Origin of the sequence: Pseudomonas alliivorans, assembly GCF_017826695.1 — a bacterium.
GTDB classification, from domain to species: domain Bacteria; phylum Pseudomonadota; class Gammaproteobacteria; order Pseudomonadales; family Pseudomonadaceae; genus Aquipseudomonas; species Aquipseudomonas alliivorans.
In genome coordinates this window covers 241010-266266 of record NZ_JAFFZW010000006.1, presented here as the reverse complement: position 1 = coordinate 266266, position 25257 = coordinate 241010, and the positions used below count along the sequence as shown (strand labels likewise).

Below are 25257 nucleotides of genomic sequence, written 5' to 3'. Positions count from 1 at the left end.
CCGAATAGGGATAACACAGCACAACTCGCACGCAGCCTGGGCCGCGTGCGGTCATGAAATTTTCTGGTTCCAGTCTGTGAAACGCGTTGGCGGTGCCCGACTTCGGGCATTGGGGAAAATGGCCCGTTGCGCATGCCCGAGCCGGGTCTGCGCGGTGAAAAAGTCCGCATGGCGCAGCACAGCCGCTGCGACCACCGCAGGTACATAGGGAAGCGCCGGGCAACTGAACAGCAGTGTGCAGTAACCGCATTTGGCCCACAGCGCATGGTCGCCCGCGCCCGCGTCAGCCGCTGTGGCGTGTTCACTGCCATGGTGCGCGTGACTGTCGGCCGAACTGCCCATGTCCATCGACATGGCAGGCGGCATCGACATGCCGGCGTGTTGATCCATCGGCATCGACTGGGAGATCAGTGGACCGATGAAGATCATCAACATGGCGAACAGGCTCAGCCACGCGGCCCGGTGTTTAACCGGGACGGCTGATCGTTCGCGGACTCGGCGCATGGCGCTCAATCTGGGAAGCTACTCAGTGCTGGTGTTCAGGTGCCTGCTTTTGTACCACGACCTGCACCTGAACATCTCCGGCCTTCTCGAAATGCAGCGTCATCGGAAAGCGTTGTCCGACGAGCAGCTTCGAGCGGTCCTTGATGTCCAGCAGCATCACGTGCCACGCCATGGGTGCGAAGGTCACGGTGGCACCTGCGGGAACGTCCACGGTCTGCACCTGCTGCATCTTCATCAGGCCATCTGCCTGTATGTGTTGATGCAGTTGGGCCTGACCTGCAATCGGCGTGTCGACGCTCAGCAGACGGTCAGCGGTGTCACCTTTGTTTTCGAGCACGAAATAGGCGGCGACGGTCGGGGCATTGGGCGGCAGCTCCATGGACCATGGGTGAGCGATCATGATCTGGCCAGCGGTGTACTGGTGAGCGTGGGCGAAACAGGCAGGCATCAGCAGGGCGGCCAGCACGAGGGCTTTCTTGAACATCGGGGTTCTCCGGTCAATCCATTCAGGTGCATCGAGGCACGAACAAACGGCGTATCAGACCGGCGGGGAGGCTCGTGGATTGGCGCTCGGCCATTGCAGGCGCGGCGAGGCATGGATCAGGAAAATCGCAGGCGCAAAGCGCTCGGGCTCCAGACGCGCTACCAGCCCATGACTGAAACCGGGCGGGATGACGACAAACACCGACCCCGAGCAGCAAGGGCAATGTTGCATCGTGGACGGATGCTGTTGATCGTCAGGAATGCCTTGCGACGCTTCGACCAGTGGAATGGCGACCAGTCGGGTACCGCCACCACTGCAGAACGTCCCCCACAGCATCTGCTCCCCGGCCGCGCGTGGCGTGCTGGGTGACAGTGGCATGGCCAGCAGACTGAACAGCACTGCAAAGCAGGCAATCCAGACCGATGTCGTGTGTCGTTGGGACATCAAAGGTTCCGTTCGCGTGCGGGTAATCAACCCCGCCATTTAGCCTGAATGAAGGGGAGAAGTAAAAAGCGCAGAGAGTCGCGGGGTGTCGTGGGCGCCTGAAAAATTGTTTCTTTCAGGCCGACTGCGCTTCGTTTGACGGTTTTTGCTGTGGCTGACAGCAGTCACTCGGTCAATGCACGAACAGTGCGACGATAGAAAACACCAGCATCACGAATCCCGTGGCACTGGTCCATCCGGCTTGCCAGTTGTCTTTGAGCCAGGAGCCTTTCTTCGGGTATTTCCCCCACGTCACGATGCGCACGACCGGCCAGCCGATGGGGTAGCAGATATAGCGAAGCGGGATTTCGAAAAAGAGCTGAAAGAATGCGTCTGACACGGGATCACTCCGCTGGCAATGGCAATCGTTGTCCGGCCATCAACAGCGCAAGCCGGCTCAGGCTGCTCCATGGCGAGCCTGCTGCCTGACCCTTGATCTGCGCATCGATGCGTTGCGCATCCATGAGCAACTGGCTCCAGCGTTTTGCCGAATGACGTTGCAGGGCCTTGCTCATCAGCGGTTTGCGTTTGTCCCAGACCGGTGGGCGGGCCGAGCTGAAAATCTTGTCCATGGGTACGCCCTGGCTGAATTGCAGGGACATATTGGCCAATGCACGTAGCTCACGGGTGAGGGCCCAGAGAATCACAGGCGTTTCGACCCCTTCGCCGCGAAGCCCTTCCAGCATGCGCAAGGCATGTGCCGCTTCGCCGTTGAGCACGGCATCGGTCAGGCCGAACACATCGAAACGTGCACTGTCGGCCACAGCGGCCTGCACGGTTTCGACGGTGATCTGCCCGTCCTCGGCCATCAGCTTGAGCTTTTCGATTTCCTGCGCAGCGGCCAGCAGGTTGCCTTCGACACGTGCGGCGATCAGTTCGACCGCATCCTGAGTCGCCGCAAGCCCCGCCTGTGAGAGGCGCTGACGAATCCATTGCGGCAACTGGCCGATGTCCACCGGCCAGATCTGCACAAACTGGGTTTGTGCGCCTTCGACCAGCGCCTTGCCCCACTTGGTTTTCTGCGCGCTGCCGTCCAGCTTGGGCAGGCTGATCAGGAGCAGCGTGTCCTCGGCAGGACGGGCGCAGTATTCGATCAGTGCTGCGGCACCCTTGTCGCCGGGCTTGCCGGAAGGCAGACGCAACTCAAGAAGGCGTCGCTCGGCAAACAGTGACATGCTGGCACCGGCCTGCAGCAGCGTGCCCCAGTCAAAGCTGGCATCGGCGCTGAACACCTGGCGTTCGTCGAACCCTTGCTGGCGAGCCGCAGTGCGGATGGCGTCGGCAGCTTCCTGGCAGAGCAGCGGATCGTCACCACTGATCACGTAGACCGGCGCGAGCGTGCCTTGCAGGTGTTTACCGAGTTGGGCGGGGGCGAGTTTCATCGTCGAGAGAATGCCAGGGCCGGCGAACCGGCCCCCGGACACTTACCTGTTCGGGATTTCAACAGGCGACTGTTGAGGTGTTTCGTCACGAATGCGCTGAGCTTCTTCCAGCGCTTGCGCTTCAGCCTTGGCGACCGCGTCGGCCTTGGCCTGCAGTTCGTCCAGACGAGACGGCGTCAGTTGCTGCAGACGCGCCATCATTCTCTGAATCAGCTCGTTGCGCATTTCGCCACGGACCTGAGCCGCTTCCTGGTCGGAGCCTGTCAGGTTGTTGCCGTCGTGAACGTAGGAACGGTCCACGCTAACCTTGTCGCCCAGCAGAAAACGATCCTTCTCACCGCGCACTTCGTACGTAAGCGTGTTGGTCAACTGGTATTCGGAAGTACGGCCCGAACCGCTGAACGTTGCGTTGCGCTGAGTCTCAGCCTCATTGACCAGCACCAGTTTGTAAGGTGCTCCCGTGTAGACCTTCACGCCTGAGCTGGTCAGTACGCGTGTGAGTTGAGTGACGGTTTCGCCGTAGGCATTGCGCGCGCTGACATCCAGTTCCTTGATAGCCAGCTCGGCGGTGCCAGTGCCACGCAGATGAAAGCCGCAGGCACTCAGCAGAACGGCAAGGCCCATCACCAGCAAATTGCGTTTGATCATCTTGATGCTCCCCTTGAATCCTTGTGGGCCGACTTCGCGCCCCTGGAAATATGTTCGGCACCCGGTCTGCCGGGTGCCCGATCTCATCAGCTGGCGACGATATTGACCAGTTTTCCTGGCACAACGATGACCTTGCGGATCGTCAGGCCATCAATGAAGCGCAGTACGTTCTCGTTGATCCGGGCAGCCGCTTCCACTTCTTCGCGGCTGACGCTTGCGGGCATCTCGATGTGACCGCGCAGCTTGCCGTTGACCTGAATCACCAGTTGCAGCGTGTCCTGTACCAGAGCGCTTTCATCCAGCGCAGGCCAGCCAGCATCAATGACTGGCGTGGTGTGGCCCAGTTCCTTCCACAACTCGTGGCTGATGTGCGGCGTGATCGGCGCCAACAGCAGGGTGACGGTTTCCAGTCCTTCCTGAAGCAGCGCGCGGTCCTGTGCGGTGGCCTGCGGGACTTTTTCCAGCACGTTCATCAGCGTCATCACCTGAGCGATGGCGGTGTTGAATTTCTGGTTCTGACCAATATCCTGGCCGGCCTGTTTGATCGCCTGATGAATCGAACGGCGTATAGCCTTCTGGTCATCGCTCAACGCGGCAATATCCAGTGTGCCGGCCGCGCCCTGCGCGACATGGGCCTGTGCCAGACGCCATACGCGGCGAAGGAAGCGGCTCGAACCTTCAACGCCGGAATCGGACCATTCCAGGCTCATGTCAGGGGGCGAGGCGAACATCATGAACAGGCGGCAGGTGTCTGCGCCGTACTGATCGATCATGGTCTGCGGGTCGATGCCGTTTTTCTTCGACTTCGACATCTTTTCGGTGCCGCCGATTTCGACCGGCAGACCATCGCTGGTCAGCCTGGCGCTGATCACCTTGGCCTTGGCGTCACGCTCCAGCGTCACGTCGGCCGGGTTGATCCAGGTCTTCTTGCCGCTGGCTTCCATGCGGAAGTAGGTTTCGGCGTTGACCATGCCCTGGGTCAGCAGGTTCTTGAACGGCTCGTTGGACGTCACCAGACCTTCATCGCGCATCAGCTTGTGGAAGAAGCGTGCGTACAGCAGGTGCAGGATGGCGTGTTCGATACCGCCGATGTACTGATCGACCGGCAGCCAGTGGTTGGCTGCGTTCGGCTCGACCAGGCCACCTTCGTAATGCGGGGAAGCGTAGCGGGCGTAGTACCAGGACGACTCGACGAAGGTGTCCATGGTGTCGGTTTCACGCTTGGCCGGTGCGCCGCATTTCGGGCACTTGCACTCGTAGAACTCAGGCATGCGCGCCAGCGGCGAACCTGCGCCATCCGGCACGACATCTTCGGGCAGCACGACAGGCAGTTGATCTTCCGGGACCGGAACGTCGCCACAGGTGTCGCAATGCACGATCGGAATCGGGCAACCCCAGTACCGCTGGCGGCTGATGCCCCAGTCGCGCAGGCGGAACTGGGTGCGTGACTGGCCCAGTCCTTTCTTGACCAGCGCAGCTTCCATCGCGTCGAACGCGGCGGTGAAGTCCAGGCCGTCGAACTCGCCGGAGTTGATCAGCGGGCCGTGCTCGCCATAGGCTTCCTGCCACGGTGCCGGGCTTTCGTCGCCCGCGCTGGTACGTACCACAGGCTTGATCGGCAAGTGGTACTTGGTGGCGAACTCGAAGTCGCGCTCGTCGTGCGCCGGCACAGCCATGACCGCGCCGTCGCCGTAGTGCATCAATACATAGTTGGCGACCCAGACCGGCAGCTTCTCGCCAGTCAGCGGGTGCTCGACGAACAGCGAGGTCGGCAGGCCTTTCTTCTCCTGGGTCGCGACGTCGGCTTCAGCGACGCTGCCGCCTTTGCATTCATCGATGAACGCTTGCAGTTGCGCGTCTTCCTTCGCCGCCAGGGTCGCGAGCGGGTGCTCGGCAGCCACTGCCACGTAGGTCGCGCCCATCAGCGTGTCTGGACGGGTGGTGAAGACTTTCAGCGAACCGGCTTCGCCGATGCTGGTCGGGTCGTACGGGAACTGCACTTCCATGCCTCGGGACTTGCCGATCCAGTTGCGCTGCATGGTCTTGACCTGTTCAGGCCAGCCCGGCAGTTCGTCGAGGCTCTCCAGCAGTTCGTCCGCATAGGCGGTGATCTTGAAGTAGTACATCGGGATTTCGCGCTTCTCGATCAGCGCGCCCGAACGCCAGCCGCGACCGTCGATGACCTGCTCGTTGGCAAGAACGGTCTGATCGACCGGGTCCCAGTTCACGGTGCCGTTCTTGCGGTAGATCACGCCTTTTTCGAACAGGCGAGTGAACAGCCATTGTTCCCAGCGATAGTAGTCAGGCTTGCAGGTGGTGATTTCACGCGACCAGTCGATGGCCAGGCCCAGGCTCTTGAGCTGGGTCTTCATGTAATCGATGTTTTCGTAGGTCCACTTGGCCGGTGCGACGTTGTTGTCGATGGCCGCGTTTTCCGCCGGCATGCCGAACGCGTCCCAGCCCAGTGGCTGCAGGACGTTCTTGCCCAGCATGCGCTGATAGCGGGAGATCACATCACCGATGGTGTAGTTGCGCACATGACCCATGTGCAGCTTGCCGCTGGGGTAAGGGAACATCGACAGGCAATAGTAGGTTTCCTTGCCTGGCTGTTCACTGACTTCAAAAGACTTTTGCTCTTCCCAGAAGGTCTGGGCGGCGGCTTCGATTTCGCGGGGCTGATAGAGTTCGTGCATGGCTACTTTTGACTAAAGATTAGTGACCCTTGACCTCTTCATTGCTACGCCGAGTCAGGTCTGCACCGCTTGCCGGACAATTGCAACTGTCTATGCGGTGCGTACAGGCTCAAGAGAGCGGAAGTGGAATGGCAGGAAGCGTCGTAGCATACATGAGCGCCGTCTATCGAGGGAGTCCTGATTGCTATGCGCAGCAGCCACGGCCCCGTCCAACCGCCGTCTCTGGCCGTTGGTCGCACTTATCTGCCTGTTCCGGCGCGGGCGCTAAGCTCATTCTCGAGGGTATGTTCTATCTTCAATGAGGTGAGCGGATGACAGAGTTGCAGCACGCAGTAAGTACTTATGAGCTGTATGAACGTTTGATCGATCGTCTCGGGCTTGCTCTTGAAATGGCAAGTACTGCGGTTCGGCTCCGAAACGAGTCGCCTGCCGTACTTGAGCTCAAAGGGTTGAGCAGTGCCGAGTTCGAGCTGATCGAGGCCTACCTTGAAAAGGGCGCAATGGCGGCAAACGGGGCTGTTAAAGGTAAGTCAAAGGGTTGTTTCACGCTATCACTGGAGCAGACCGGTTTGGCCAGAGCGCCCGGACGATCAGCCACTATCATCTGGCTGAAAGATCGAAAGCATGGCAGGACATCGATGCGGTCAGGCCGCAACAACTGATACGACGATCAGGCTTTCCCACCGCAGGCTGCGGGCCTGCCTTGTAAGCATTGTTGCTTAGCTTCAAACCTTTTAGGCTTCGGGCATCTCTGGAGATGTCCGATGCCTTTGCGTTACCTGCTCAAGACCCTTCTTTTGCCGCCCGGCATTCTGTTCCTGCTGCTGATTCTAGCCTGGTGGTTGCGCCGCTCATGGCCGCGGCTTGCGGCCGTGTGCTTCGTAACCGGTCTTGGTGGTTTGTGGCTGATGAGCCTGCCGGTCGTCGTGGAGTGGGCCGCAGGCAGAATGGAGCAGGTCCCGCCTTTGCCGCAGGCCCAGTGGGCAAGTCTGGCGCAGCAGGCTGACGCGATTGTGGTGTTGGGCAGCGGGCGCGAGCGTCACTCGCCGACCTGGGGTGGCGATGTGCCGACGGGCATTGGTCTGGAGCGGCTGCGGCTGGCGGCACGCCTTTCCAGGGCGTCCGGGCTGCCGGTGCTGACAACCGGCGGCCTGCACTATGACGAGCCGCCCAGCGAAGCCGCGATCATGGCTCAGTCACTGCAGGATGATTTCGGCGTTGCGGTACGCTGGCAGGAAGGTCTCAGCCGGACGACCTGGGAAAACGCCACGCTGACGGCCGGGATCCTGCAGGCTCACGGTATCAGGCGGGTGGTGCTGGTGACGCAGGCCTGGCATATGCCCAGGGCGCGCTGGAGTTTCGAAAAGGCCGGTTTTACCGTGGTGGGTGCGCCCGTGGGGTTTCTGGGCGTGGACAATGCCCGGCCGTTTGGCGGCTGGCTGCCCGAGAGTCGGGTATTCATGCAGAGCGGCGTGCTGCTCAACGAAGCGATGGGGTTGCTGGTCTATCCGCTGATCTACCCTTGAGCAGTCGTCAGGAGCAACCCCGCAGTCCGGGATTGCTCTGAAATCCGATCAGACCGTTTTGGCAATACGTGCCGCCAGCAAGGCCCAGCCGAACAGCAGCAGGCAGACAATCGCCAGAGGCCACGAACGCCAGTGCAGGTAAGGGGTCAGGCCCTGCATCGGCACTACGTCGCCATACAAAACGCCACGCTCGAACTGCGGGATCTGCACCGTGATCCTGCCGAACGGATCGATCAGCCCGGTAACGCCATTGTTGGTGGCGCGGATCATCCAGCGCCCCGCTTCAAGCGCACGCATCTGGGCCATTTGCAAATGCTGCAGCGGGCCGATCGAGGTGCCGAACCAGGTGTCATTGCTGACCGTCAGCAACAGATCGCTCTGGGCCGACAGGCCTGCGGCAAATTCGGGGTAGACCACCTCGTAACAGATGAAGGGCGCGATGTGATAACCCTTGGCCTGCAGCAGCGCCTGATCGTTCGGGCCTCGGGCGAAGTCCGACATCGGGAGGTCGAAGAACGCGATCAACCCGCGTAAAACGTCCTGCAGCGGCACGTATTCGCCGAATGGAACGAGTTTTTGCTTGTAGTAGGTGCCATCACCCTGGCCGGTCACGGTGATGCCGTTGTAATAACGGTATTCGCCACGCCCGGTCAGCTCACGCACGGGCACGCCGGTGATCAGCGCCGCACCGCGCTCGGAGGCGAATTTGCCCATCATCGACAGGTAACCTTCGGCGCTTTCCTTGAGAACCGGTACGGCGGTTTCAGGCCAGACGATCAGGTCGGCCTGTTGCGACCTGAAGGTCATGTCGCGATAAAGCGCCAACTGATCGTTCAGTTTTTGCGGGTCCCACTTCATGCTCTGTTCGATGTTGCCCTGCATGGTGACCACTTTCAGCGGCTTGCCGGACGGCGATGTCCAGGCGTAACCCTTGAGCGCCAGTCCGGCGACCCAGGGAGCCAGCAACAGCAGCACGCCAATCGCCAGGAAGGATTGACGCGCCCGCAAGCGGTGCAGGTTGCACAACAATGCAGCGGTCAGGCCCAGTGCGAAGGAAATCAGCCAGACGCCGCCCACGGGTGCAAGTCCCGCCAGCGGTCCGTCGAGCTGGCTGTAGCCGGAGTACAGCCAGGGGAAACCGGTGAGAAACCAGCCGCGAAACGCTTCCTGGCCCAGCCACAGCGCTGCGAATGCCAGCGCGTCGGCCAGTGGCGCTTCGTTGCGCCGCAACCAGCGCGCCCACACCCAGGCGGGGAGGGCGAAGAACAGCGCGATGGCGGCGATAAACGCCAGCATCAACAACCCTGCGAGCAGCACCGAAGCACCGCCGTAGGTGTGAATGCTGACGTAGATCCAGCTGGTGCCTGCGCCGAACAGGCCAAAGCCGTAGCACCAGCCTCGACCCAGCGCCTGACGCGGACTCAGCTCGCGCAGTCCGAGATAAAAAACCGCCACGGCTACCAGAATCAAAGGCCAGATATTGAACGGGGCCAATGCCAGGGTCGTGAGTCCGCCAGCAACGACGGCCAGCAGGTTGCCGGGCCAGCCGGGACGCGTAATCCAGCGCATGTTGGTTCCTTAAAGCGGCATCAGGGTGGTTTTACGGACGATTGATGGGACTCAGGCGCAGCAAGTGGATGCGACGGCTGTCTGCGCTCAGGATGCGGAAACGATAGGCACCGATTTCGGTGATTTCGTTGCGCTTTGGCAGGTGGCCGAAAGCATTCATCACCAGTCCGCCGACGGTGTCGAATTCCTCGTCGGAAAACGCGCTGTCGAAGAACTCGTTGAAGTTTTCGACCGGCGTGAGGGCCTTGACCAGAAAGTCACCGCTGGGCAGCGGCTTGATGAAACTGTCTTCCTCGACGTCATGCTCGTCCTCGATGTCGCCGACGATCTGTTCCAGCACGTCTTCAATCGTCACCAGACCCGCCACACCGCCGTATTCGTCGATGACGATAGCCATGTGGTTATGGTTGGCGCGAAATTCGCGCAACAGCACATTGAGACGCTTGGACTCCGGCACGAAAGTCGCCGGACGCAACAGTTTCCTGACATCGTCGCTGTCGCCGTCGGGTTTGAGGATCAGTGGCAGCAGATCCTTGGCCAGCAGCACGCCGAGGACGTCGTCGTGGCTTTCACCGATCACCGGATAGCGCGAATGCGCTGCATCGATGACCGCAGGAAGGAATTCACGGGGTGTCTGGGTCGCCTTGATGCTGATCATCTGCGAGCGCGGCACCATGATGTCGCGCACCTGCAGGTCGGCAACCTGGATGGCGCCCTCGACGATGGCCAGCGCTTCGCTGTCCAGCAATTTGTTCTGGTGGGCTTCGCGCAGCAGCTCAAGCAGCTCCTGGCGGTTTTTCGGCTCATGGACAAAAGCCTGGGTCAGTTTACCCAGCCATGACTTTTGTCCGTTGCTCGATCGGTCTTCGCTCATAGCCCTTACTCGTGGTCCTTGCTTGATGTTTCTGAATGTTGAGGTTCGGTGTCGTCGTCGGCATAAGGGTCGGGATAGCCCAACTCATCAAGCAACGTTCGTTCCAGCGCTTCCATCTCTTCGGCTTCTTCATCATCGATATGGTCGTAACCCAGCAGATGAAGACAACCATGAATCACCATGTGCGCCCAATGGGCGTCCACGGCCTTGTTCTGTTCAGTCGCTTCGCGATTCACCACCGGTACGCAGATGACCAGATCGCCCAGCAACGGGATGTCCAGCATGTCATCCGGTACATCGGCCGGGAAGGACAGCACGTTGGTGGCGTAATCCTTGTGCCGCCAGGTGTGATTGAGTTCACGTCCTTCAACCTCATCGACCAGTCTGATGGTCAATTCAGAATCGGCACTGCGCTGGCGCAGGCCCATTTCACACCAGAGGCGGAACTGGGCTTCGGTCGGCGCAGGGGTTTCGCTTGCGATTTGCAGGTCCAGCTCAAGCATCGCGGTTCTTGTCCCGTGAGTAACTGGTGTTGCTCGACGAGCCGTCGCTGAAACGATCATCGAAGCGCTCATAGGCCTCAACGATGCGTTGCACCAACGGGTGACGAACCACGTCCTTGGGCTTGAAGTGCGTGAAGCTGATGCCCGGCACGTCCTTGAGCACATCGATGACATGCGTCAGGCCCGACTTGGTGCCCTTGGGCAAGTCGACCTGAGTGATGTCGCCGGTGATCACGGCGGTGGAGCCGAAGCCGATACGGGTCAGGAACATCTTCATCTGCTCGACAGTGGTGTTCTGACTTTCGTCGAGAATGATGAAGCTGTTATTAAGGGTGCGCCCGCGCATGTAAGCCAGCGGTGCCACTTCAATGACCTGTTTCTCGATCAGCTTGGCCACGACCTCGAAGCCGAGCATCTCGTAGAGCGCGTCGTAGAGAGGTCGCAGATACGGGTCGATCTTCTGGGCCAGGTCGCCGGGCAGGAAGCCAAGTTTTTCACCCGCTTCAACGGCAGGGCGCACCAGCAGGATGCGGCGGATCTGCTCACGCTCCAGCGCATCGACTGCGCAGGCGACAGCGAGGTACGTCTTGCCGGTACCGGCAGGGCCGATGCCGAAATTGATGTCGTTACCGAGAATCTCTTTGACGTAGCGCTGCTGGTTGATGCCGCGCGGGCGAATCATGCCCTTCTTGGTGCGCAGCGCAACGCCGACTTCGGCGGCCGGGTGGTTATCCAGTCCGGCGACGCCCGATTCCTGCAGGAACAGATGAACCATGTCCGGCGTGAGGTCGGTACCCTTGGTCTCCCGGTACAGACGGCGCAACAGATTTTCGGCCGACGTGGTGTGTTTGGCGTCGCCAATGAGCTCGAATTGATTGCCGCGATTGCGGATCTCGATGTCCAGGCGTTGTTCGATCAAGCGCAGATGCTCGTCGAGTTGCCCGCACAGGTTGGCGAAACGATGGGCCTCGAAGGGTTCGAGGGTGAAGCGATGAGGTTCTATGGGTGCGTTCAAGGTCTTTTAATGGCCGTCCGGCGGCAATTGAGATGTATTGAAGAATACTCCCTGGCGATGGTCAGGCGAAAGCCTTGCCTTCTGCGTAGAGGATTCACCGTGCTCAATGGTAGGGACCGCACGGAAACGAATTCATTCGGCCATTCGTTCCGTGACGGCGCGCAAGGGTTATTGAAGCAGAGATCCGCGCAGGGAATGAGGCTGTGCGTCATCGATATGCACATCGGCGAACTGGCCGATCAGTTTCGGGTTGTCGCAGCGGAAATTGACGATCCGGTTATTCTCGGTACGGCCCTGCAGCTCGCCGGGGTCCTTCTTGGAGTAGTCGGTCACCAGAATGCGCTGGGTGCTGCCGACCATCTGTCGGCTGATTTCGAAACCCTGCTGGTTGAGCCGGTGTTGCAGCGCAGCCAGACGTTCTTTCTTCAGGGCTTCCGGCGTTTCATCTTTCAGATCGGCCGCCGGTGTGCCGGGGCGCGGGCTGTAGACGAACGAGAACGAGAAGTCGAAACCGACGTCCTCGATCAGTTTCATGGTGTTTTCGAAGTCCTTCTCGGTTTCACCCGGAAAGCCAACGATGAAGTCGGAGCTGATGCAGATGCCCGGCACGGCGGCCTTGAGCTTGCGCAGTTTGGACTTGTATTCCAGCGTGGTGTGGTTGCGCTTCATGGCCGCCAGGATACGGTCCGAGCCTGATTGCACCGGCAAATGCAGGTGTTTTACCAGCTCCGGCACTTCGGCGTGGGCCTGGATCAGGCTGTCGGAGAATTCCAGCGGGTGCGACGTGGTGTAGCGAATGCGGTCAATGCCATCGACAGCGGCGACGACGCGGATCAGGTCGGCCAGGTCTGCGACACGCCCGTCATGCATGACGCCGCGATAACCGTTGACGTTCTGACCGAGCAGCGTGACTTCGCGCACGCCGTTTTCCGCCAGATGAATGACTTCGGTGAGCACGTCATCGAACGGTCGGCTGACTTCTTCGCCGCGGGTGTAAGGCACGACGCAGAACGTGCAGTACTTGCTGCAGCCTTCCATCACCGACACGTAAGCGCTCGGGCCATCGACGCGAGGTTCAGGCAAGTGATCGAATTTTTCGATTTCCGGGAACGAGACGTCAACCTGTGGCAGGCGCGTGATACGTGCGGCGTCGATCATTTCCGGCAGGCGGTGCAGGGTCTGCGGGCCGAAGACCACATCCACGTAGGGCGCGCGGTCGCGGATGGCCGCGCCTTCCTGACTGGCCACGCAACCGCCGACGGCGATCACCATTTCCGGGTTGGCCAGTTTCAGTTCGCGCCAGCGGCCCAGTTGGGAGTAGACCCGGTCCTGGGCGCGTTCGCGAATCGAGCAGGTGTTGAGCAGAATCACGTCGGCGTCTTCCGCGCGGGCGGTGACTTCCAGGGCCTGATGTTCGCCCAGCAGATCGACCATGCGCGAGCTGTCGTACTCGTTCATCTGGCAACCGTGGGTTTCGATATAAAGCTTCTTGGCCATTCGTGATCATCAGCTGGTTCAAAGAACCGCGCATTATAGGGGCGATACGCTTGGGTTCCTAGGGGCGATCCGACGGGCATGCTATAGTGCGTGCCCCTTTTCATCCGCGAATCGTTACCTGCCAACCATGACCAAACGCGAAGCTCCAATCTACAAGGTGATTTTCCTCAACCAGGGCCAGGTGTTCGAGATGTACGCCAAGCAGATCTATCAAAGCGATCTGTGGGGTTTTCTGGAAGTGGAAGAATTCGTCTTCGGCGAGCGCACGACAGTGGTGGTCGACCCGAGCGAAGAAAAGCTCAAGGCCCAGTTCGAAGGCGTGGTGCGCAGTTTCGTGCCGATGCATTCGATTGTGCGTATCGATGAAGTCGAGCGCATGGGCACGCCGAAGATCAGCGAGGCACGAGGTGTCAGCAATGTGATGCCGTTCCCCATGCCGATGCCGGAAAAATAGCAAGAGAGTCGAGGCTGTTGCCCTGAAGACAATTGATCAGGGCAATGGAGAGAACGGGCTGCGGCCTTCGGCCGTCTGCAGCTCCATCAGGTATTTGCGGAAAATCTGTCCCAGCACCTGAGTGGCGACTTCCAGCTCGTCGCGCTTCATTTTTGCAGACACTTCGTCCGCCGCGTCCAGTGCGTCTTCCGAGCCATTGACCGCCGCCATCTTCAGTACGATATAAGCCTGAATGTTATTGGCCTGCACACCTTCGCCGCGACTGAACATCAGGCCCAGCTGATATTGCGCCTGCGCGTGACCCTGCAACGAAGCCTGCTCGAAATAACCGAGGGCCTGTGGCAGATCGCGAGGAACATTCTTGCCTTCGTAATAGAACTCACCCAACTCGTATTGCGCCTGCGCATCCCCGGTCTGAGCGGCCTGCTGACAGGCTGCAAGTGCAGCGGGCAGGTTCTCAGGCTGAGTATTGAGGGTGCAGCGACCCATCGCTGGGATCAACAACGAGTTGCTGCCGGCAGTAGCCAGCAGAGGATAGACAAGCAACAGGCAGCCCAATGCAAGGGTGCGGCCGGTGCGGTTCATGGAAGTCGACTTACCTCTGAAAAAGGTGCGGGCGTGCCCGACCAACTAAACGTGCTGGCTGCGCATTATGAAATAAGCAGAGCCAACCTTACAAAGTCTTTACGGATTTTCTGCTGCACGGCCAGTAAAAGCCTGTGTATCACAAGGCGAAAACCCTGAAGCAAGACAGTCGTTTCCCATGTTCGCGTCGATTGATCACGTCAATCGCCTTGCAGTGTAGAAGCTAATTGCTGCAACAACGTTCAGTTTCATTCATGGATATGATTCGTGCGGGCGAAACCTCGCCCGCACACATCATCCGCAGCCGCTTATTTGAGGGCCGCGAAGGCTTTTTCGGCAGCGTCCAGCGTCAGCTGCAACTCGGCATCTCCATGCGCGATGGAGGTGAAGCCTGCTTCGAATGCGCTCGGTGCCAGATACACACCGCCTTCAAGCATCAGGTGGAAGAAGCGCTTGAAACGATCGGCGTCGCTGGTCATCACGTCCTGGAAGGTGACGATTTCCTTTGCGTCGCTGAAGTACAGGCCGAACATGCCGCCCGCCTGGGTTGTCACGAACGCAATGCCTGCGGCATCGGCGCGTTGTTGCAGGCCTTCCAGCAGGCGACGAGTGTAATCGCTCAGTTCATCGTGAAAGCCGGGACGGCTGATCAGACGCAGCGTGGTCAGGCCTGCGGCCATGGCCAGCGGGTTACCTGACAGCGTGCCTGCCTGATAGACCGGGCCGAGCGGGGCGATGTGGGACATGATTTCGCGTTTGCCGCCGAAGCAGCCGACCGGCATGCCGCCGCCAATGATCTTGCCGAAGGTGCTCAGGTCTGGCGTCACGCCGTAATACGCCTGAGCGCCGCCCAGGGCGACGCGGAAACCGGTCATGACTTCGTCGAAAATCAGCACCACGCCGTGCTCGTCGCACAGGTTGCGCAGACCTTGCAGGTAGCCCGGCGCTGGCGGTACGCAGTTCATGTTGCCGGCCACCGGCTCGACGATGATGCACGCGACTTCCTGGCCCACTTGCGCAAGCATTTCACGCACGGCTTCCAGGTCGTTGAACGGCACGGTCAGGGTGTGTTTGGCAAAGGCTGCAGGCACGCCGGGCGAACTCGGTACACCCAGGGTCAGCGCGCCGGAACCGGCCTTGACCAGCAGGCTGTCGGAGTGGCCGTGGTAGCAGCCTTCGAACTTGATGATGCTGTCGCGGCCGGTGTAGCCGCGTGCCAGACGGATGGCGCTCATGGTGGCTTCGGTGCCGGAGCTGACCATGCGCACCATTTCCATGGAGGGCACCAGCGAGCAGACCAGATCGGCCATTTCGGTTTCCATGGCGGTCGGTGCGCCGTAGGACAGGCCGTGCTCCAACTGGCTGCGCACGGCGTCCAGCACTTCCGGATGGCTGTGGCCGAGAATCATCGGGCCCCATGAGCCGACGTAGTCAACGTAGCGTTTGTCGTCTTCGTCAGTCACGTAAGCGCCCGCCGCGTGCTTGAAGAACAGCGGCGTGCCACCCACGCTCTTGAACGCACGAACCGGCGAGTTCACGCCACCGGGAATATGTTTTTGAGCATTGGCGAACAGTGTTTCGGAACGGGACATGATCGGGTCTCTGCTTTGAAACGGGGAAGTCGGGTCTACGCTGGCGTCAGCCGAGGTGAGCAGTGACTGCTTTATTGGATTGGCGTGAGCCAGAGAAAGCGCAGGAGGCGCCACTATAACAAATGATGAGCGTCGGTCAGATGCACATGTCCGAATTCAGCCAGACTTTTGCCGGAGCCTGGAATAGAGTCTGCTCATGAACACTCTCGACCCCGCCATCTGCTACGCCGCGTTTATCGCCAGGGACCGCCGGTTTGACGGCTGGTTTTTCATGGGCGTCTCGTCCACCGGCATTTATTGTCGGCCGATGTGCCCGGTCCGTGCGCCGCAGGCCAGAAACTGCAGTTTTTACAGCACGGCTGCGGCTGCCGAACAGGCAGGGTTTCGCCCGTGTCTGCGTTGCCGTCCGGAACTCGCACCCGGGCAAAGTCTGCTGGACATGTCGAGCAGGCTGGCGCAGGCCGCGGCCCGGTTGATAGAAGAGGGCTTTCTGAGCGGTAGAACGCTGGATGCGCTGGCTGAGCGAGTCGGCGTCACGGCGCGGCACCTGCGACGGATTTTCGAAGCCGAGTTTGGCGTCTCGATGATCGATTTCGCCCAGACGCAACGTTTATTGATCGCCAAGCGCCTGTTGACCGATACCGGATTGTCCATGACCGAGGTGGCGCTGGCGGCCGGCTTTGGTAGCGTGCGGCGTTTCAATGATGTCTTTCAGGCGCGCTACGGCCTGAATCCGACGCGCCTGAGGAAGGCAGTGCACAAAACCGAAGACGCAGGGCTGCGCTTCGAGCTGTCCTACCGGCCGCCGTTTTCATGGAAAGGTGTGCTGGCGTTTCTCGCGCATCGCTGCATTGCCGGAGTCGAGCATGTGGGCGATGAGGTCTATGCGCGGGTTATCGAGGTCGAGCATGCGGGACGCAAGGTCTCCGGCTGGATCACTGTCACCGATGCGCCGCAGCGGTATGCCCTGGTGGTGACGATGTCGGCCTCGTTGCAATCGGCGGTCGCGGTGGTGCTAGGGCGGGTACGACGGGTGTTCGACACTGGCTGTCGACCTGATCTGGTCGATGCGCACCTTGGGCCGCTGATTGGTGATCTGCACGGCATGCGTGTTCCCGGTGCGTTCGACGGTTTCGAAATTGCGGTGCGGGCTGTTGTCGGGCAGCAGATATCGGTGCTCAATGCCCGAGCGATTCTGGGGCGGATTGCCGAACGGTTCGGCACGCCGGTCAGCGATTCGCCATTCGGGCTGCACCATGCGTTCCCGACCGCACAGGCCATCGCAACGCTGCACTACGAAGACCTGATCGCCGCTGGCCTGATCCGCATTCGCGCCGAGGCGATTATCGCGGTCGCTCAGGAAATGGCGGCGGGGCGGATTCTGCTTGAACCGCTGGTGCCGCTGGACGACACCCTGGCTGCGCTTCGACACATTCGCGGTATCGGCGAGTGGACAGTGCAATACATTGCCATGCGCGCCCTCGGCTGGCCCAATGCGTTTCCCGAAGGCGATGCGGTGCTCAAAAAACGCCTGGGCTGCACGACGGCCGCGCAACTCAACGAACATGCGAGCCAGTGGGCGCCGTGGCGAGCCTACGCGACCGTGCATGTCTGGCATCAACGTGAGGAGACACCATCATGATTCCCGGCTACCTGCTTTCAAGCCCGTTGGGCGACATCGCCTTGCGCATCGAGGACGATGCGTTGACCGGCGTTTACTTCATCGGCCAGAAGCACTATCCAGGTCTGGTAATGATGCCCGACGACCAGCACGTGCCCAGAGTGGTGCGGATGGCGCAGGAGCAGTTGACCGAGTTCTTTCGCGGCGAGCGCCGGGTCTTCGATGTGCCATTACGCATGCGCGGTACGCCCTTTCAGGAGCAGGTCTGGGCGGAGCTGGCGCGCATCCCTTATGGCGAGATGATTTCCTACGGGGCGATGGCCAGAAAGATGGGATTGAGCCCCGGCCACTCACGGGCAGTGGGAACGGCCAACGGCAGGAACCCGATCTCCATCATCGTGCCGTGCCATCGGGTCATCGGCGCGGGTGGCGATCTGACGGGCTACGCCGGTGGCATCGACCGCAAGCGCGCATTGCTGGCGCTGGAGAACGCGACCGGCATGCCGGATTTTGAATTCAGGCTGGTGGGGCAGGCTTGAACTTCGTCCTCATAAAACGACGAATGACGTTCTGAAGAAAAACTGTTTGTGGGAGGCGGCTTGCCGGCGAGATGTTTTAACAGGCGCCCTGTCAGTGACTGAAATGACGCCATCGCCGGCATGCCGCCTCCCACAGTCCAGTGAGCAGCGAGACCGTGCTTCGCTCAGCGCCCGCTGGCCAGCAGTTCAGTAAAGGCCCGGGCCCGGCGGGTGACTTCCTGAGGGGTTGGCGCGCCGAACAATCCGTGAACGACGGCCAGCAGGTCGGCGCCGTGCTCGACCAGTTGCGGGGCGTTTTCAAGGGTGATGCCGCCGATGACAGCGATAGGCAGGTGCACCTTGGCGCGGACCTGGGCGATCAGGTCCAGAGGCACGGCGGGCGCGTTCGGTTTGGTCTGCGAACTGAAGAACCGTCCGAACGCCACGTAAGTCGCTCCGTCGGCCTTGGCGCGCTCCGCCAGCTCCAGTTTGCCGTGGCAGGTCGCGCCGACAATCGCCTTGTGTCCCAGCAGTGCGCGCGCGTCAGGCAGTGAGCCATCGGTCTGCCCCAGGTGCACACCGACACCCAGACGCGCCGCCAGTTCTGCATCGTCATTGATGATCAGCCGGGTCTTGTAGCGCTCGCACAGCTTGAGCAGTTCAGTCGCCTCGCGCAGACGGCGCGATTCGTCTGCCGTCTTGTCCCGGTACTGCAGCAGCGTCACGCCGCCATCAAGGGCGGCTTCAACGTAAGACAGGAATCTGCCTGTCAGCAACTGGCTGTCGGTGATGGCGTACAGGCCACGTAGTTTCATGAATCGTCCCTCATGGCGATGCGTTACGAACAGAAGTCCAGCGGAAGACGGCGGGGGACGAATTGCCCCTTGCCCAACTGCTCGGCGTCACGCAACGTTCTCCAGGTGTAGTCGAGGGCGGATTTTACGGCGCTGACCGTTTCCTCGCCTTGTGCCAGCCGTCCCGCCAGGGCACTGGCCAGCGTGCAGCCCGACCCGTGGTAACTGCCGGGCAGGCGCTCGCAGACAAAGGTGTGGGTCTGGCCGCCACGAATGTAGAGACGGTTGTGGATCTGTTGTTCGTCCCCATGTCCGCCGGTGATCAGCAGATGTTCGCAGTAAGGCAGCAGCTTTTCTGCGCACTCATCCGCCGTACCTTCAGGCAACTCCGCTAGGATGCGGGCTTCCGGCAGGTTAGGCGTGGCGATGGCCGACAGCGGCAACAGTTGTTCGCGCATGGCATAGCCGACTTCGTCCTTGCCCAGCCGCCCGCCGCCACCGGCTCGCAACACGGGGTCGCAGACCATGGGCAGATGCGGATTGGCCCGCAGCAGTTCGACGACGGTATCGACCATTTCCAGCGAGCCGAGCATGCCCAGTTTCACAGCGGCCACGCAGGAGTCGTTGAGGACGGCATGCGCCTGGGCCAGCACCCAGTCGCGATCGAGTACACGGAAATCACTGACATTGACGGTATCCTGAACCGTCAGTGCGGTGATGACCGGAGCGGCATGGCAACCCTGGGCGAGCAGGGCTTCTATATCGGCCTGCATGCCGGCACCGCCACTAGGGTCGTGGCCGGAGAGGCAGAGGACAACGGGGCGGGAGCTATAGATATTCATGGTGCGCGAGCTTATCACTAAACCCCTCTCTGGCCGTCTGTCGACGAGCGAATTTCTTGCGAGTCGACAGGGCGCACGGGGCGCCCGAGGAGCCTCTTCAAATCCGAAAAAATTCATGTTTGGCCTGGAAAGGCCGAGATAGAGCCATCGCTTTGATTATTAAAGCGATGGTGCCTTAAAGCTATTAAGGACTATGCTTCACTATTCCGAGAGTCTGCCGAATGGCCCGCCCGCCGCGGTGTCCGCAGGCAGTTGTCGTGTACCGGTCATACCCTTAAGCCTGTTTCAAGGATAGACATTTGCAGGACGTCGCCATCAACGGATGGAGTGGCCGCGACGACCGACCTTGGGGCTTTAATGCGCTATCTGCTAATCATGCTGGCTGTCTGGCTGCCAATGCTGGCTCATGCTGTCGAGTTTGATGAGAACACTCAGTTCCTGCCGCTTGGGCGGGCTATTCAGGTGTTCGAAGACCCGACGGGTGAGGCGACGATCGAAAGCGTGAGCTCCGAGGCGGGCACGCGTGAGTTTCGCCCCCTGCAAACCCGCACCTTCAATGCTGGCTACTCGCATTCGGCTTTCTGGCTGAAAGTCGATCTGTTGTATCGGCCCCGCACTGCCGATCAGCACACGGACTGGCTGCTGGAGCTGGCGTATCCGCCGATGGACCGCGTCGACTTCTACGCACAGGACGCCGGAGGGCGCCCGGCGCTGATCTGGCAGACCGGCGACATGCTGCCGTTCGCCAGCCGCCAGTTCAAACAGAACAACTACCTGTTTCAACTGGACGTACCGCCCGGTCTACAGCGCACCATTTATTTGCGCCTCAAAAGTGAAGGCTCGGTTCAGGGGCCGCTCAATCTCTGGTCAACCCATGCCTATCTGGAGGCCCAGCCGGCGCGCATCTACGTGTTCGGTCTGATCTACGGCGTGCTGCTGGGAATGCTGGTCTACAACCTGTTCATCTTCATCAGTGTGCGCGACCCGGATTATCTCTATTACATGCTCTATGTCGCGTCGTTCGGGCTGTATCAGATGTCGATCAACGGGGTCGCCATCGAGTATCTATGGCCGAATAACCCATGGTGGGCGAATGCATCAACCCCGTTTCTGATGGCAGTGGCAACGCTGTTCGCCTGCCAGTTCTCCCGCAGTTTCCTGATCACTCATCGTCTGGCACCCTGGCTCGACAAGCTGTTGCTGACGATGGTCGGCGCTGCCGCCGTGGTCATGGGCATCGCGTTGTTTCTGGGCTATGGCCCCGCATTGCGCTCGGCGACGTATCTGGTGGTGGCCGGGGCGCTGGTGATTTATCTGGCGGGCATTGTTGCTGTTGCGAAAGGTGAGCGTGTCGGACGCTACTTCGTGATCGCCTGGTCGGTATTCATGGTCGGCGGGGTAATTTTCGGTCTGATGCTGCTGGGCAAATTGCCCAACACCTTCCTGACAATGTACGCCTGCCATATCGGCACTGTGCTGGAGATGGCGCTGCTCTCGATGGCGCTGGCTGACCGCATCAACCATGCCCGTCGGCAGCAGGCGCAGACGCTGCTGGCAACCGGCAGGGATCTGGAGCGCTTGAACCAGCAACTGGCGACCAGCAACCGTCTCAAGGACGAGTTTCTGGCCACGCTCACCCACGAGCTACGCACGCCCATGAACGGGGTGATCGGCTCGCTGGAACTCATGCAGACCCTGAAGCTGGGCGACGAGTTGGAGATGTATCAACAAACCGCCGCCAGTTCCGCTCAGGACATGATGAGCATGATCAATGGCATCCTGACCCTCACCGAGCTTCAGGCCGGTGTGCTGTATGCCGAGTGCGACGCGTTCGACCTAAGCGACCTGTTCGAGCAGTTGCAGGAACGGTTCAACAGCGCGGCGCAGGCCAAGTTGCTGGCGTTGACCTTCGACCTGGACGATAAGCTGCCTGCCACGGTTCGTGGCGACGCCGACAAGCTTTACCAGTGCGTCGAGTGCCTGCTGGACAATGCCATTAAGTTCACCCGTGAAGGTGCGATCAGGGTCCGGGTCAGCGGTCAGCCGCAGGACGTTGACCGTCTTCGCCTGCGGGTCGAAGTCATGGACACCGGCATCGGGTTCAACCGTCTGGACGAAGTCAATCTGTACGAGCACTTCTTTCAGGTCGACGGCTCGATGACCCGTCAGTACGGCGGGCTGGGCATCGGCCTGGCAATCTGCCGCAAGCTGGTCGAATTGCAAGGCGGTGAATTGAGCCATCATTCCGAGCCGGGACAGGGCAGTTGCTTTACCTTGAGCCTGCCGATGCTGATGGCCATACCAGGCGCAGTCCGCAAGACGCCCGAATTGAAAGCCCACTGGGGTATTTGATCCTGGCAGTGCAGGGCAAAAGCGCCGGTGATTCGGCGCATACGGCACTTTTTAAAGGCGAAGCCTTGGGCGCATGATTCACTCCTGCTCATGAAACACGCAGGGAGAACATGACTCATGAACCTGAATCAATTCGCCGAAACCCACGAAGTCACCAATCAACCTCCGCCGCTCGACGGAGCGAATCTCTACCGAATTGATCTGCCGTTGCAGCAATGGAGCAAGCGCTACGGCGCAGGCTGGGCCGAGTCGCGCATGGATACTTATGGTGCGCTGGCAGGCGGCCCCTTGATGGAAGCCGGGTTTCTCGCCAACCAGAACAAGCCTATGTTCGCCAGTCACGATCGATACGGCCATCGCATCGACCTGATCGAATTTCATCCGGCTTACCATCAATTGATGAACACAGCCATCGAGCATGGCATCCCTTCAATGCCCTGGACCGATCCGCAGCCCGGCGCTCATGTAGCACGAGCGGCGATGAGTTATCTGCACACCCAGGCCGATCCCGGTAGCGGCTGCCCGCTGACGATGACTTTCGCCAGCGTTCCGGCCTTGCGTCTGCAACCCGATCTGGCCGAGATCTGGCTGCCCAAGGTGCTTTCCACTCAGTACGATTCGCGCAACGTCGGTATTGCGCACAAGACCGGCGCGACCATCGGCATGGCCATGACCGAGAAGCAGGGCGGCACCGATGTGCGCAGCAATACCACGCGGGCCTGGCCGGTCGGCGCGGGCGGGCCGGGGCAGGCCTATGAACTGGTCGGGCACAAATGGTTCTGCTCGGCACCGATGTGCGATGCGTTCCTCACGCTGGCGCAGACCGACAAGGGGCTGAGCTGTTTTCTGTTGCCGCGTCATCGGCCGGACGACACGCGCAACGAATTCTATATCCAGCGCCTCAAGAACAAGCTGGGCAACTGGTCCAACGCGTCCTGCGAAGTCGAGTTCAGGGGCGCGCTGGCCTGGATGATCGGTGAAGAAGGGCGCGGTGTGGCAACCATCATCGAAATGGTCGCCATGACCCGCTTCGACTGCATGATCGGCTCCAGCGCGCTGATGCGTCAGGCGCTGACCCAGGCCACCCATCACTGCGCACACCGCTCGGTGAGTGGTCGTCTGCTGGCCGAGCAGCCATTGATGCAGAACGTGCTGGCCGATCTGGCGCTGGAAAGCGAAGCGGCGCTGGCGCTCACCTTGCGCATGGGCCGCGCGTTGGACCATCTGGATGATGCCCATGAAGCGCGCTTTGTGCGACTGGTGACGGCGGTGGGCAAGTACTGGATCTGCAAGCGCGCCCCGGCCATGATCAACGAAGCCGCTGAATGCCTCGGCGGCGCGGGTTATGTCGAAGACAGCATTCTGCCGCGCCTGTACCGGGAAGCGCCGGTCAACTCGACCTGGGAAGGCTCTGGCAATGTGCAATGCCTGGATGTGTTGAGAGCGCTGTCGAAGGAACCGGGCGTGCTCGATGCCTTGTTCGACGAACTGGGTGACGGGCAGGGTGATCGACGTCTGGCCGCGCACATTGCCACGCTGAAAGACGCCTTCACCGATTTGAGCGACATCCAGTACCGCGCCCGGCAACTTACCGAAGACATCGCCGTCGCGTTGCAGGCCAGGCTGTTGCTTGAAGCGGGCAACGCGGCCGTCAGCGACGGATTTATCGCTGGTCGAATAGCCGCTGGCGGGCGTGTGTACGGTGCATTGCCGCGAGGGGTGGATGTCGAAACATTAGTGTCCAGAGCGTCGCCGCAGGTGGCATGAGCACGCGAACCCGTTACGATGCAGGTCTGCAAGTTCAGACAGGACATGAAACGTGACCCAAGCCTTTGTTGTTGTAGACACTGCCGAGCAAGCTGTTGAGCGTCTCGCTGAACTGCACGAGCGTGCAACCAGCGCGCTGAGCCAGGCGCTCAAGCGTTACCTGAAAGACCGCGTCGAACCCAGCGCCGAAGAGCGAGCGCAGTTCCGCTACCCTGAATTGCGCCTCAATTATCAGTGCCACGGCGAAGTGCCGCTGACCACTCGTGCCTACGCCAAGGTCCAGCTGCCGGGCACTTACAGCGTTACCGTCACCCAGCCCAAGGCGTTTCGCAAATACCTGCTGGAGCAGCTCGGCCCGCTGATGAGCGACTTCACCGTGACGGTCGAAGTCGGGATGAGCGAGCAGAACATTCCTTATCCCTATGTTGTGGAACAGGGCGATGAACTGGCCGGCTCCGGCGTGACCGCCGCTGCGCTGGCCCGGGTATTCCCGAGCACGGACCTGTCGGCCGCGACCGATGGCATCGCCGATGGCCTTTACGACTGGGCCAACGTCGATCCGCTGCCGTTGGCGCTGTTCGACGCCGCGCGCGTGGATTTCTCGTTGCGTCGCCTGGTGCACTACACCGGCAGCGACTGGCGTCATGTACAGCCGTGGATCCTGCTGACCAACTATCACCGCTATGTCGACCAGTTCATCCTGCATGGTCTGGAAAAGCTGCGTGAAGATCCGCGCTTCGTGCGCATGGTCCTGCCCGGTAACGTCATTGTCGACAAGAGCATGAGCCAGGACGAAGCCCAGGCCATCGTCGCCAGCGTGGTCTGGCACCGTTATCAGATGCCCGCCTATCACCTGATCGCCGAAGACGGTCACGGCGTGACGCTGGTCAACATTGGTGTAGGCCCGTCGAACGCCAAGAACATCACCGATCACCTGGCGGTCTTGCGTCCGCATTGCTGGCTGATGATCGGCCACTGCGGCGGCCTGCGACAGTCGCAAACCATCGGCGACTACGTGCTGGCCCACGCCTACATGCGTCGCGACGGCATTCTGGATCGCGTGCTGCCGCCTCACATTCCGATTCCGGCCCTGGCCGAAGTGCAACTGGCCCTGCAGGAATCCGCTGCGCAGATCACCGGTGAGCGTGGCGAAGAGCTCAAGAAGCGTCTGCGTACCGGCACCGTGCTGACCTACGACGACCGCAACTGGGAATTGCGCTGGGCGCAGGAGCGTCCGCTGATCAACCTGTCCCGCGCTGTGGCCGTGGACATGGAAAGCGGCACCATCGCCGCCCAGGGTTATCGTCTGCGGGTGCCATATGGCACGTTGCTGTGTGTATCCGACAAGCCGTTGCACAGTGAAATCAAACTGCCGGGCTCGGCCAACGCGTTCTATGAGCGTGCCGTCAGTCAGCACCTGAAAATCGGTATCGCAGCGCTGGACCTGCTACGCACCGAGCTGAATTCGCTGCACTCGCGCAAGCTGCGCAGCTTCGATGAACCGCCGTTCCGTTGATTGCGTTTGGTATTTGCAGAAAGGGCCACTAAAGTGGC

24 protein-coding genes are annotated in these 25257 nt (G+C 60.6%); 8 read left to right on the top strand and 16 right to left on the bottom strand.

Annotated elements, in window-relative coordinates; translation table 11 throughout:
• Positions 1-51: 51 nt before the first annotated feature.
• From JTJ32_RS17595 to leuS, 7 genes are all read right to left on the bottom strand, one after another.
• Positions 52-513 (bottom strand): DUF2946 domain-containing protein, encoded by a 462-nt coding sequence (locus tag JTJ32_RS17595; RefSeq protein ID WP_210042804.1) that lies wholly within the window; start codon positions 511-513, stop codon positions 52-54.
• A gap of 13 nt (positions 514-526) precedes the next feature.
• Positions 527-988 (bottom strand): copper chaperone PCu(A)C, encoded by a 462-nt coding sequence (locus JTJ32_RS17590; protein ID WP_210042803.1) that lies wholly within the window; start codon positions 986-988, stop codon positions 527-529.
• 54 nt (positions 989-1042) lie between these two features.
• Positions 1043-1432: a DUF2946 domain-containing protein gene (locus tag JTJ32_RS17585; RefSeq protein ID WP_210042802.1), complete on the bottom strand. Its 390-nt coding sequence runs from the start codon at positions 1430-1432 to the stop codon at positions 1043-1045.
• A 172-nt stretch (positions 1433-1604) separates the two neighbouring features.
• On the bottom strand, positions 1605-1811 hold the full coding sequence (locus tag JTJ32_RS17580; RefSeq protein ID WP_099229562.1) for a hypothetical protein: 207 nt from the start codon (positions 1809-1811) through the stop codon (positions 1605-1607).
• Between the two features lie 4 nt (positions 1812-1815).
• Complete coding sequence (holA, locus tag JTJ32_RS17575; protein WP_025994139.1) at positions 1816-2853, bottom strand: DNA polymerase III subunit delta; 1038 nt, start codon at positions 2851-2853, stop codon at positions 1816-1818.
• A 42-nt stretch (positions 2854-2895) separates the two neighbouring features.
• Positions 2896-3501 (bottom strand): LPS-assembly lipoprotein LptE, encoded by a 606-nt coding sequence (locus JTJ32_RS17570; RefSeq protein ID WP_099229564.1) that lies wholly within the window; start codon positions 3499-3501, stop codon positions 2896-2898.
• Positions 3502-3587: 86 nt separating this feature from the next.
• The gene (gene leuS, locus JTJ32_RS17565; protein ID WP_210042801.1) at positions 3588-6194 is read right to left on the bottom strand and encodes a leucine--tRNA ligase; all 2607 of its coding nucleotides are present in this window, start codon (positions 6192-6194) and stop codon (positions 3588-3590) included.
• A 311-nt stretch (positions 6195-6505) separates the two neighbouring features.
• Between leuS and JTJ32_RS17560 the strand changes: the two genes are divergently transcribed.
• Together JTJ32_RS17560 and JTJ32_RS17555 are read left to right on the top strand one after the other, a co-directional pair.
• On the top strand, positions 6506-6856 hold the full coding sequence (locus JTJ32_RS17560; RefSeq protein WP_099229566.1) for a hypothetical protein: 351 nt from the start codon (positions 6506-6508) through the stop codon (positions 6854-6856).
• 102 nt (positions 6857-6958) lie between these two features.
• Complete coding sequence (locus tag JTJ32_RS17555; RefSeq protein WP_210042800.1) at positions 6959-7720, top strand: YdcF family protein; 762 nt, start codon at positions 6959-6961, stop codon at positions 7718-7720.
• Positions 7721-7768: 48 nt separating this feature from the next.
• On the opposite strand, the gene lnt is transcribed toward JTJ32_RS17555, so the two are convergent.
• The 5 genes from lnt to miaB form a co-directional block, all read right to left on the bottom strand.
• The gene (gene lnt / locus JTJ32_RS17550; protein WP_099229568.1) at positions 7769-9289 is read right to left on the bottom strand and encodes an apolipoprotein N-acyltransferase; all 1521 of its coding nucleotides are present in this window, start codon (positions 9287-9289) and stop codon (positions 7769-7771) included.
• Between the two features lie 31 nt (positions 9290-9320).
• Entirely contained in the window at positions 9321-10163 is an 843-nt protein-coding gene (locus JTJ32_RS17545) for a CorC family transporter (RefSeq protein ID WP_099229569.1), read from the bottom strand.
• Between the two features lie 5 nt (positions 10164-10168).
• A complete protein-coding gene (ybeY, locus tag JTJ32_RS17540) occupies positions 10169-10666 on the bottom strand; it encodes an rRNA maturation RNase YbeY (protein ID WP_099229570.1) in 498 nt (165 codons plus the stop codon).
• Positions 10659-11681 (bottom strand): PhoH family protein, encoded by a 1023-nt coding sequence (locus tag JTJ32_RS17535; protein ID WP_099229571.1) that lies wholly within the window; start codon positions 11679-11681, stop codon positions 10659-10661. Before JTJ32_RS17535 ends, ybeY begins: the two co-directional genes overlap by 8 nt.
• A 168-nt stretch (positions 11682-11849) precedes the next feature.
• Positions 11850-13178, bottom strand: a complete 1329-nt coding sequence (gene miaB, locus JTJ32_RS17530; RefSeq protein WP_210042799.1) for a tRNA (N6-isopentenyl adenosine(37)-C2)-methylthiotransferase MiaB — start codon at positions 13176-13178, stop codon at positions 11850-11852.
• A 127-nt stretch (positions 13179-13305) separates the two neighbouring features.
• On the opposite strand from miaB, the gene JTJ32_RS17525 reads away from it, so the two are divergent.
• Positions 13306-13632, top strand: a complete 327-nt coding sequence (locus tag JTJ32_RS17525) for a DUF1820 family protein (RefSeq protein ID WP_024688009.1) — start codon at positions 13306-13308, stop codon at positions 13630-13632.
• Between the two features lie 36 nt (positions 13633-13668).
• Here JTJ32_RS17525 and JTJ32_RS17520 read toward each other — a convergent pair whose 3' ends face one another.
• Positions 13669-14217, bottom strand: coding sequence for a tetratricopeptide repeat protein (locus JTJ32_RS17520; protein ID WP_099229573.1), 549 nt, complete (start codon positions 14215-14217; stop codon positions 13669-13671).
• Between the two features lie 308 nt (positions 14218-14525).
• On the bottom strand, positions 14526-15809 hold the full coding sequence (hemL, locus tag JTJ32_RS17515; protein ID WP_210042797.1) for a glutamate-1-semialdehyde 2,1-aminomutase: 1284 nt from the start codon (positions 15807-15809) through the stop codon (positions 14526-14528).
• Between the two features lie 196 nt (positions 15810-16005).
• On the opposite strand from hemL, the gene JTJ32_RS17510 reads away from it, so the two are divergent.
• Positions 16006-17451, top strand: a complete 1446-nt coding sequence (locus JTJ32_RS17510) for a DNA-3-methyladenine glycosylase 2 family protein (RefSeq protein WP_210042795.1) — start codon at positions 16006-16008, stop codon at positions 17449-17451.
• The gene (locus JTJ32_RS17505; protein ID WP_184321727.1) at positions 17448-17969 is read left to right on the top strand and encodes a methylated-DNA--[protein]-cysteine S-methyltransferase; all 522 of its coding nucleotides are present in this window, start codon (positions 17448-17450) and stop codon (positions 17967-17969) included. Before JTJ32_RS17510 ends, JTJ32_RS17505 begins: the two co-directional genes overlap by 4 nt.
• A gap of 164 nt (positions 17970-18133) precedes the next feature.
• Here JTJ32_RS17505 and thiE read toward each other — a convergent pair whose 3' ends face one another.
• On the bottom strand, positions 18134-18763 hold the full coding sequence (thiE, locus tag JTJ32_RS17500; protein WP_099229577.1) for a thiamine phosphate synthase: 630 nt from the start codon (positions 18761-18763) through the stop codon (positions 18134-18136).
• A gap of 23 nt (positions 18764-18786) precedes the next feature.
• Positions 18787-19584: a hydroxymethylpyrimidine/phosphomethylpyrimidine kinase gene (locus JTJ32_RS17495; RefSeq protein ID WP_099229578.1), complete on the bottom strand. Its 798-nt coding sequence runs from the start codon at positions 19582-19584 to the stop codon at positions 18787-18789.
• Positions 19585-19941: 357 nt separating this feature from the next.
• Between JTJ32_RS17495 and JTJ32_RS17490 the strand changes: the two genes are divergently transcribed.
• From JTJ32_RS17490 to amn, 3 genes are all read left to right on the top strand, one after another.
• Positions 19942-21936 (top strand): sensor histidine kinase, encoded by a 1995-nt coding sequence (locus JTJ32_RS17490; protein ID WP_210042793.1) that lies wholly within the window; start codon positions 19942-19944, stop codon positions 21934-21936.
• A 117-nt stretch (positions 21937-22053) separates the two neighbouring features.
• Positions 22054-23703 carry an acyl-CoA dehydrogenase family protein gene (locus tag JTJ32_RS17485; protein ID WP_210042792.1) on the top strand — a complete coding sequence of 550 codons (1650 nt, stop codon included), beginning with the start codon at positions 22054-22056 and terminating at the stop codon, positions 23701-23703.
• Between the two features lie 52 nt (positions 23704-23755).
• Complete coding sequence (amn, locus tag JTJ32_RS17480; protein ID WP_004885040.1) at positions 23756-25219, top strand: AMP nucleosidase; 1464 nt, start codon at positions 23756-23758, stop codon at positions 25217-25219.
• The last annotated feature ends 38 nt before the right edge of the window (positions 25220-25257 follow it).

Excerpts from the sequence above, each read along its gene's own strand:
- JTJ32_RS17560 (WP_099229566.1), top strand. The coding sequence starts at position 6,506 with ATGACAGAGTTGCAGCACGCAGTAAGTACTTATGAGCTGTATGAACGT.
- JTJ32_RS17555 (WP_210042800.1), top strand. The coding sequence starts at position 6,959 with ATGCCTTTGCGTTACCTGCTCAAGACCCTTCTTTTGCCGCCCGGCATT.
- holA (WP_025994139.1), bottom strand. The coding sequence starts at position 2,853 with ATGAAACTCGCCCCCGCCCAACTCGGTAAACACCTGCAAGGCACGCTC.
- ybeY (WP_099229570.1), bottom strand. The coding sequence starts at position 10,666 with ATGCTTGAGCTGGACCTGCAAATCGCAAGCGAAACCCCTGCGCCGACC.
- leuS (WP_210042801.1), bottom strand. The coding sequence starts at position 6,194 with ATGCACGAACTCTATCAGCCCCGCGAAATCGAAGCCGCCGCCCAGACC.
- lnt (WP_099229568.1), bottom strand. The coding sequence starts at position 9,289 with ATGCGCTGGATTACGCGTCCCGGCTGGCCCGGCAACCTGCTGGCCGTC.
- JTJ32_RS17525 (WP_024688009.1), top strand. The coding sequence starts at position 13,306 with ATGACCAAACGCGAAGCTCCAATCTACAAGGTGATTTTCCTCAACCAG.
- hemL (WP_210042797.1), bottom strand. The coding sequence starts at position 15,809 with ATGTCCCGTTCCGAAACACTGTTCGCCAATGCTCAAAAACATATTCCC.
- thiE (WP_099229577.1), bottom strand. The coding sequence starts at position 18,763 with ATGAAACTACGTGGCCTGTACGCCATCACCGACAGCCAGTTGCTGACA.
- JTJ32_RS17590 (WP_210042803.1), bottom strand. The coding sequence starts at position 988 with ATGTTCAAGAAAGCCCTCGTGCTGGCCGCCCTGCTGATGCCTGCCTGT.
- JTJ32_RS17585 (WP_210042802.1), bottom strand. The coding sequence starts at position 1,432 with ATGTCCCAACGACACACGACATCGGTCTGGATTGCCTGCTTTGCAGTG.
- JTJ32_RS17505 (WP_184321727.1), top strand. The coding sequence starts at position 17,448 with ATGATTCCCGGCTACCTGCTTTCAAGCCCGTTGGGCGACATCGCCTTG.
- JTJ32_RS17570 (WP_099229564.1), bottom strand. The coding sequence starts at position 3,501 with ATGATCAAACGCAATTTGCTGGTGATGGGCCTTGCCGTTCTGCTGAGT.
- JTJ32_RS17485 (WP_210042792.1), top strand. The coding sequence starts at position 22,054 with ATGAACCTGAATCAATTCGCCGAAACCCACGAAGTCACCAATCAACCT.
- JTJ32_RS17490 (WP_210042793.1), top strand. The coding sequence starts at position 19,942 with ATGCGCTATCTGCTAATCATGCTGGCTGTCTGGCTGCCAATGCTGGCT.
- JTJ32_RS17495 (WP_099229578.1), bottom strand. The coding sequence starts at position 19,584 with ATGAATATCTATAGCTCCCGCCCCGTTGTCCTCTGCCTCTCCGGCCAC.
- miaB (WP_210042799.1), bottom strand. The coding sequence starts at position 13,178 with ATGGCCAAGAAGCTTTATATCGAAACCCACGGTTGCCAGATGAACGAG.
- JTJ32_RS17545 (WP_099229569.1), bottom strand. The coding sequence starts at position 10,163 with ATGAGCGAAGACCGATCGAGCAACGGACAAAAGTCATGGCTGGGTAAA.
- JTJ32_RS17520 (WP_099229573.1), bottom strand. The coding sequence starts at position 14,217 with ATGAACCGCACCGGCCGCACCCTTGCATTGGGCTGCCTGTTGCTTGTC.
- JTJ32_RS17510 (WP_210042795.1), top strand. The coding sequence starts at position 16,006 with ATGAACACTCTCGACCCCGCCATCTGCTACGCCGCGTTTATCGCCAGG.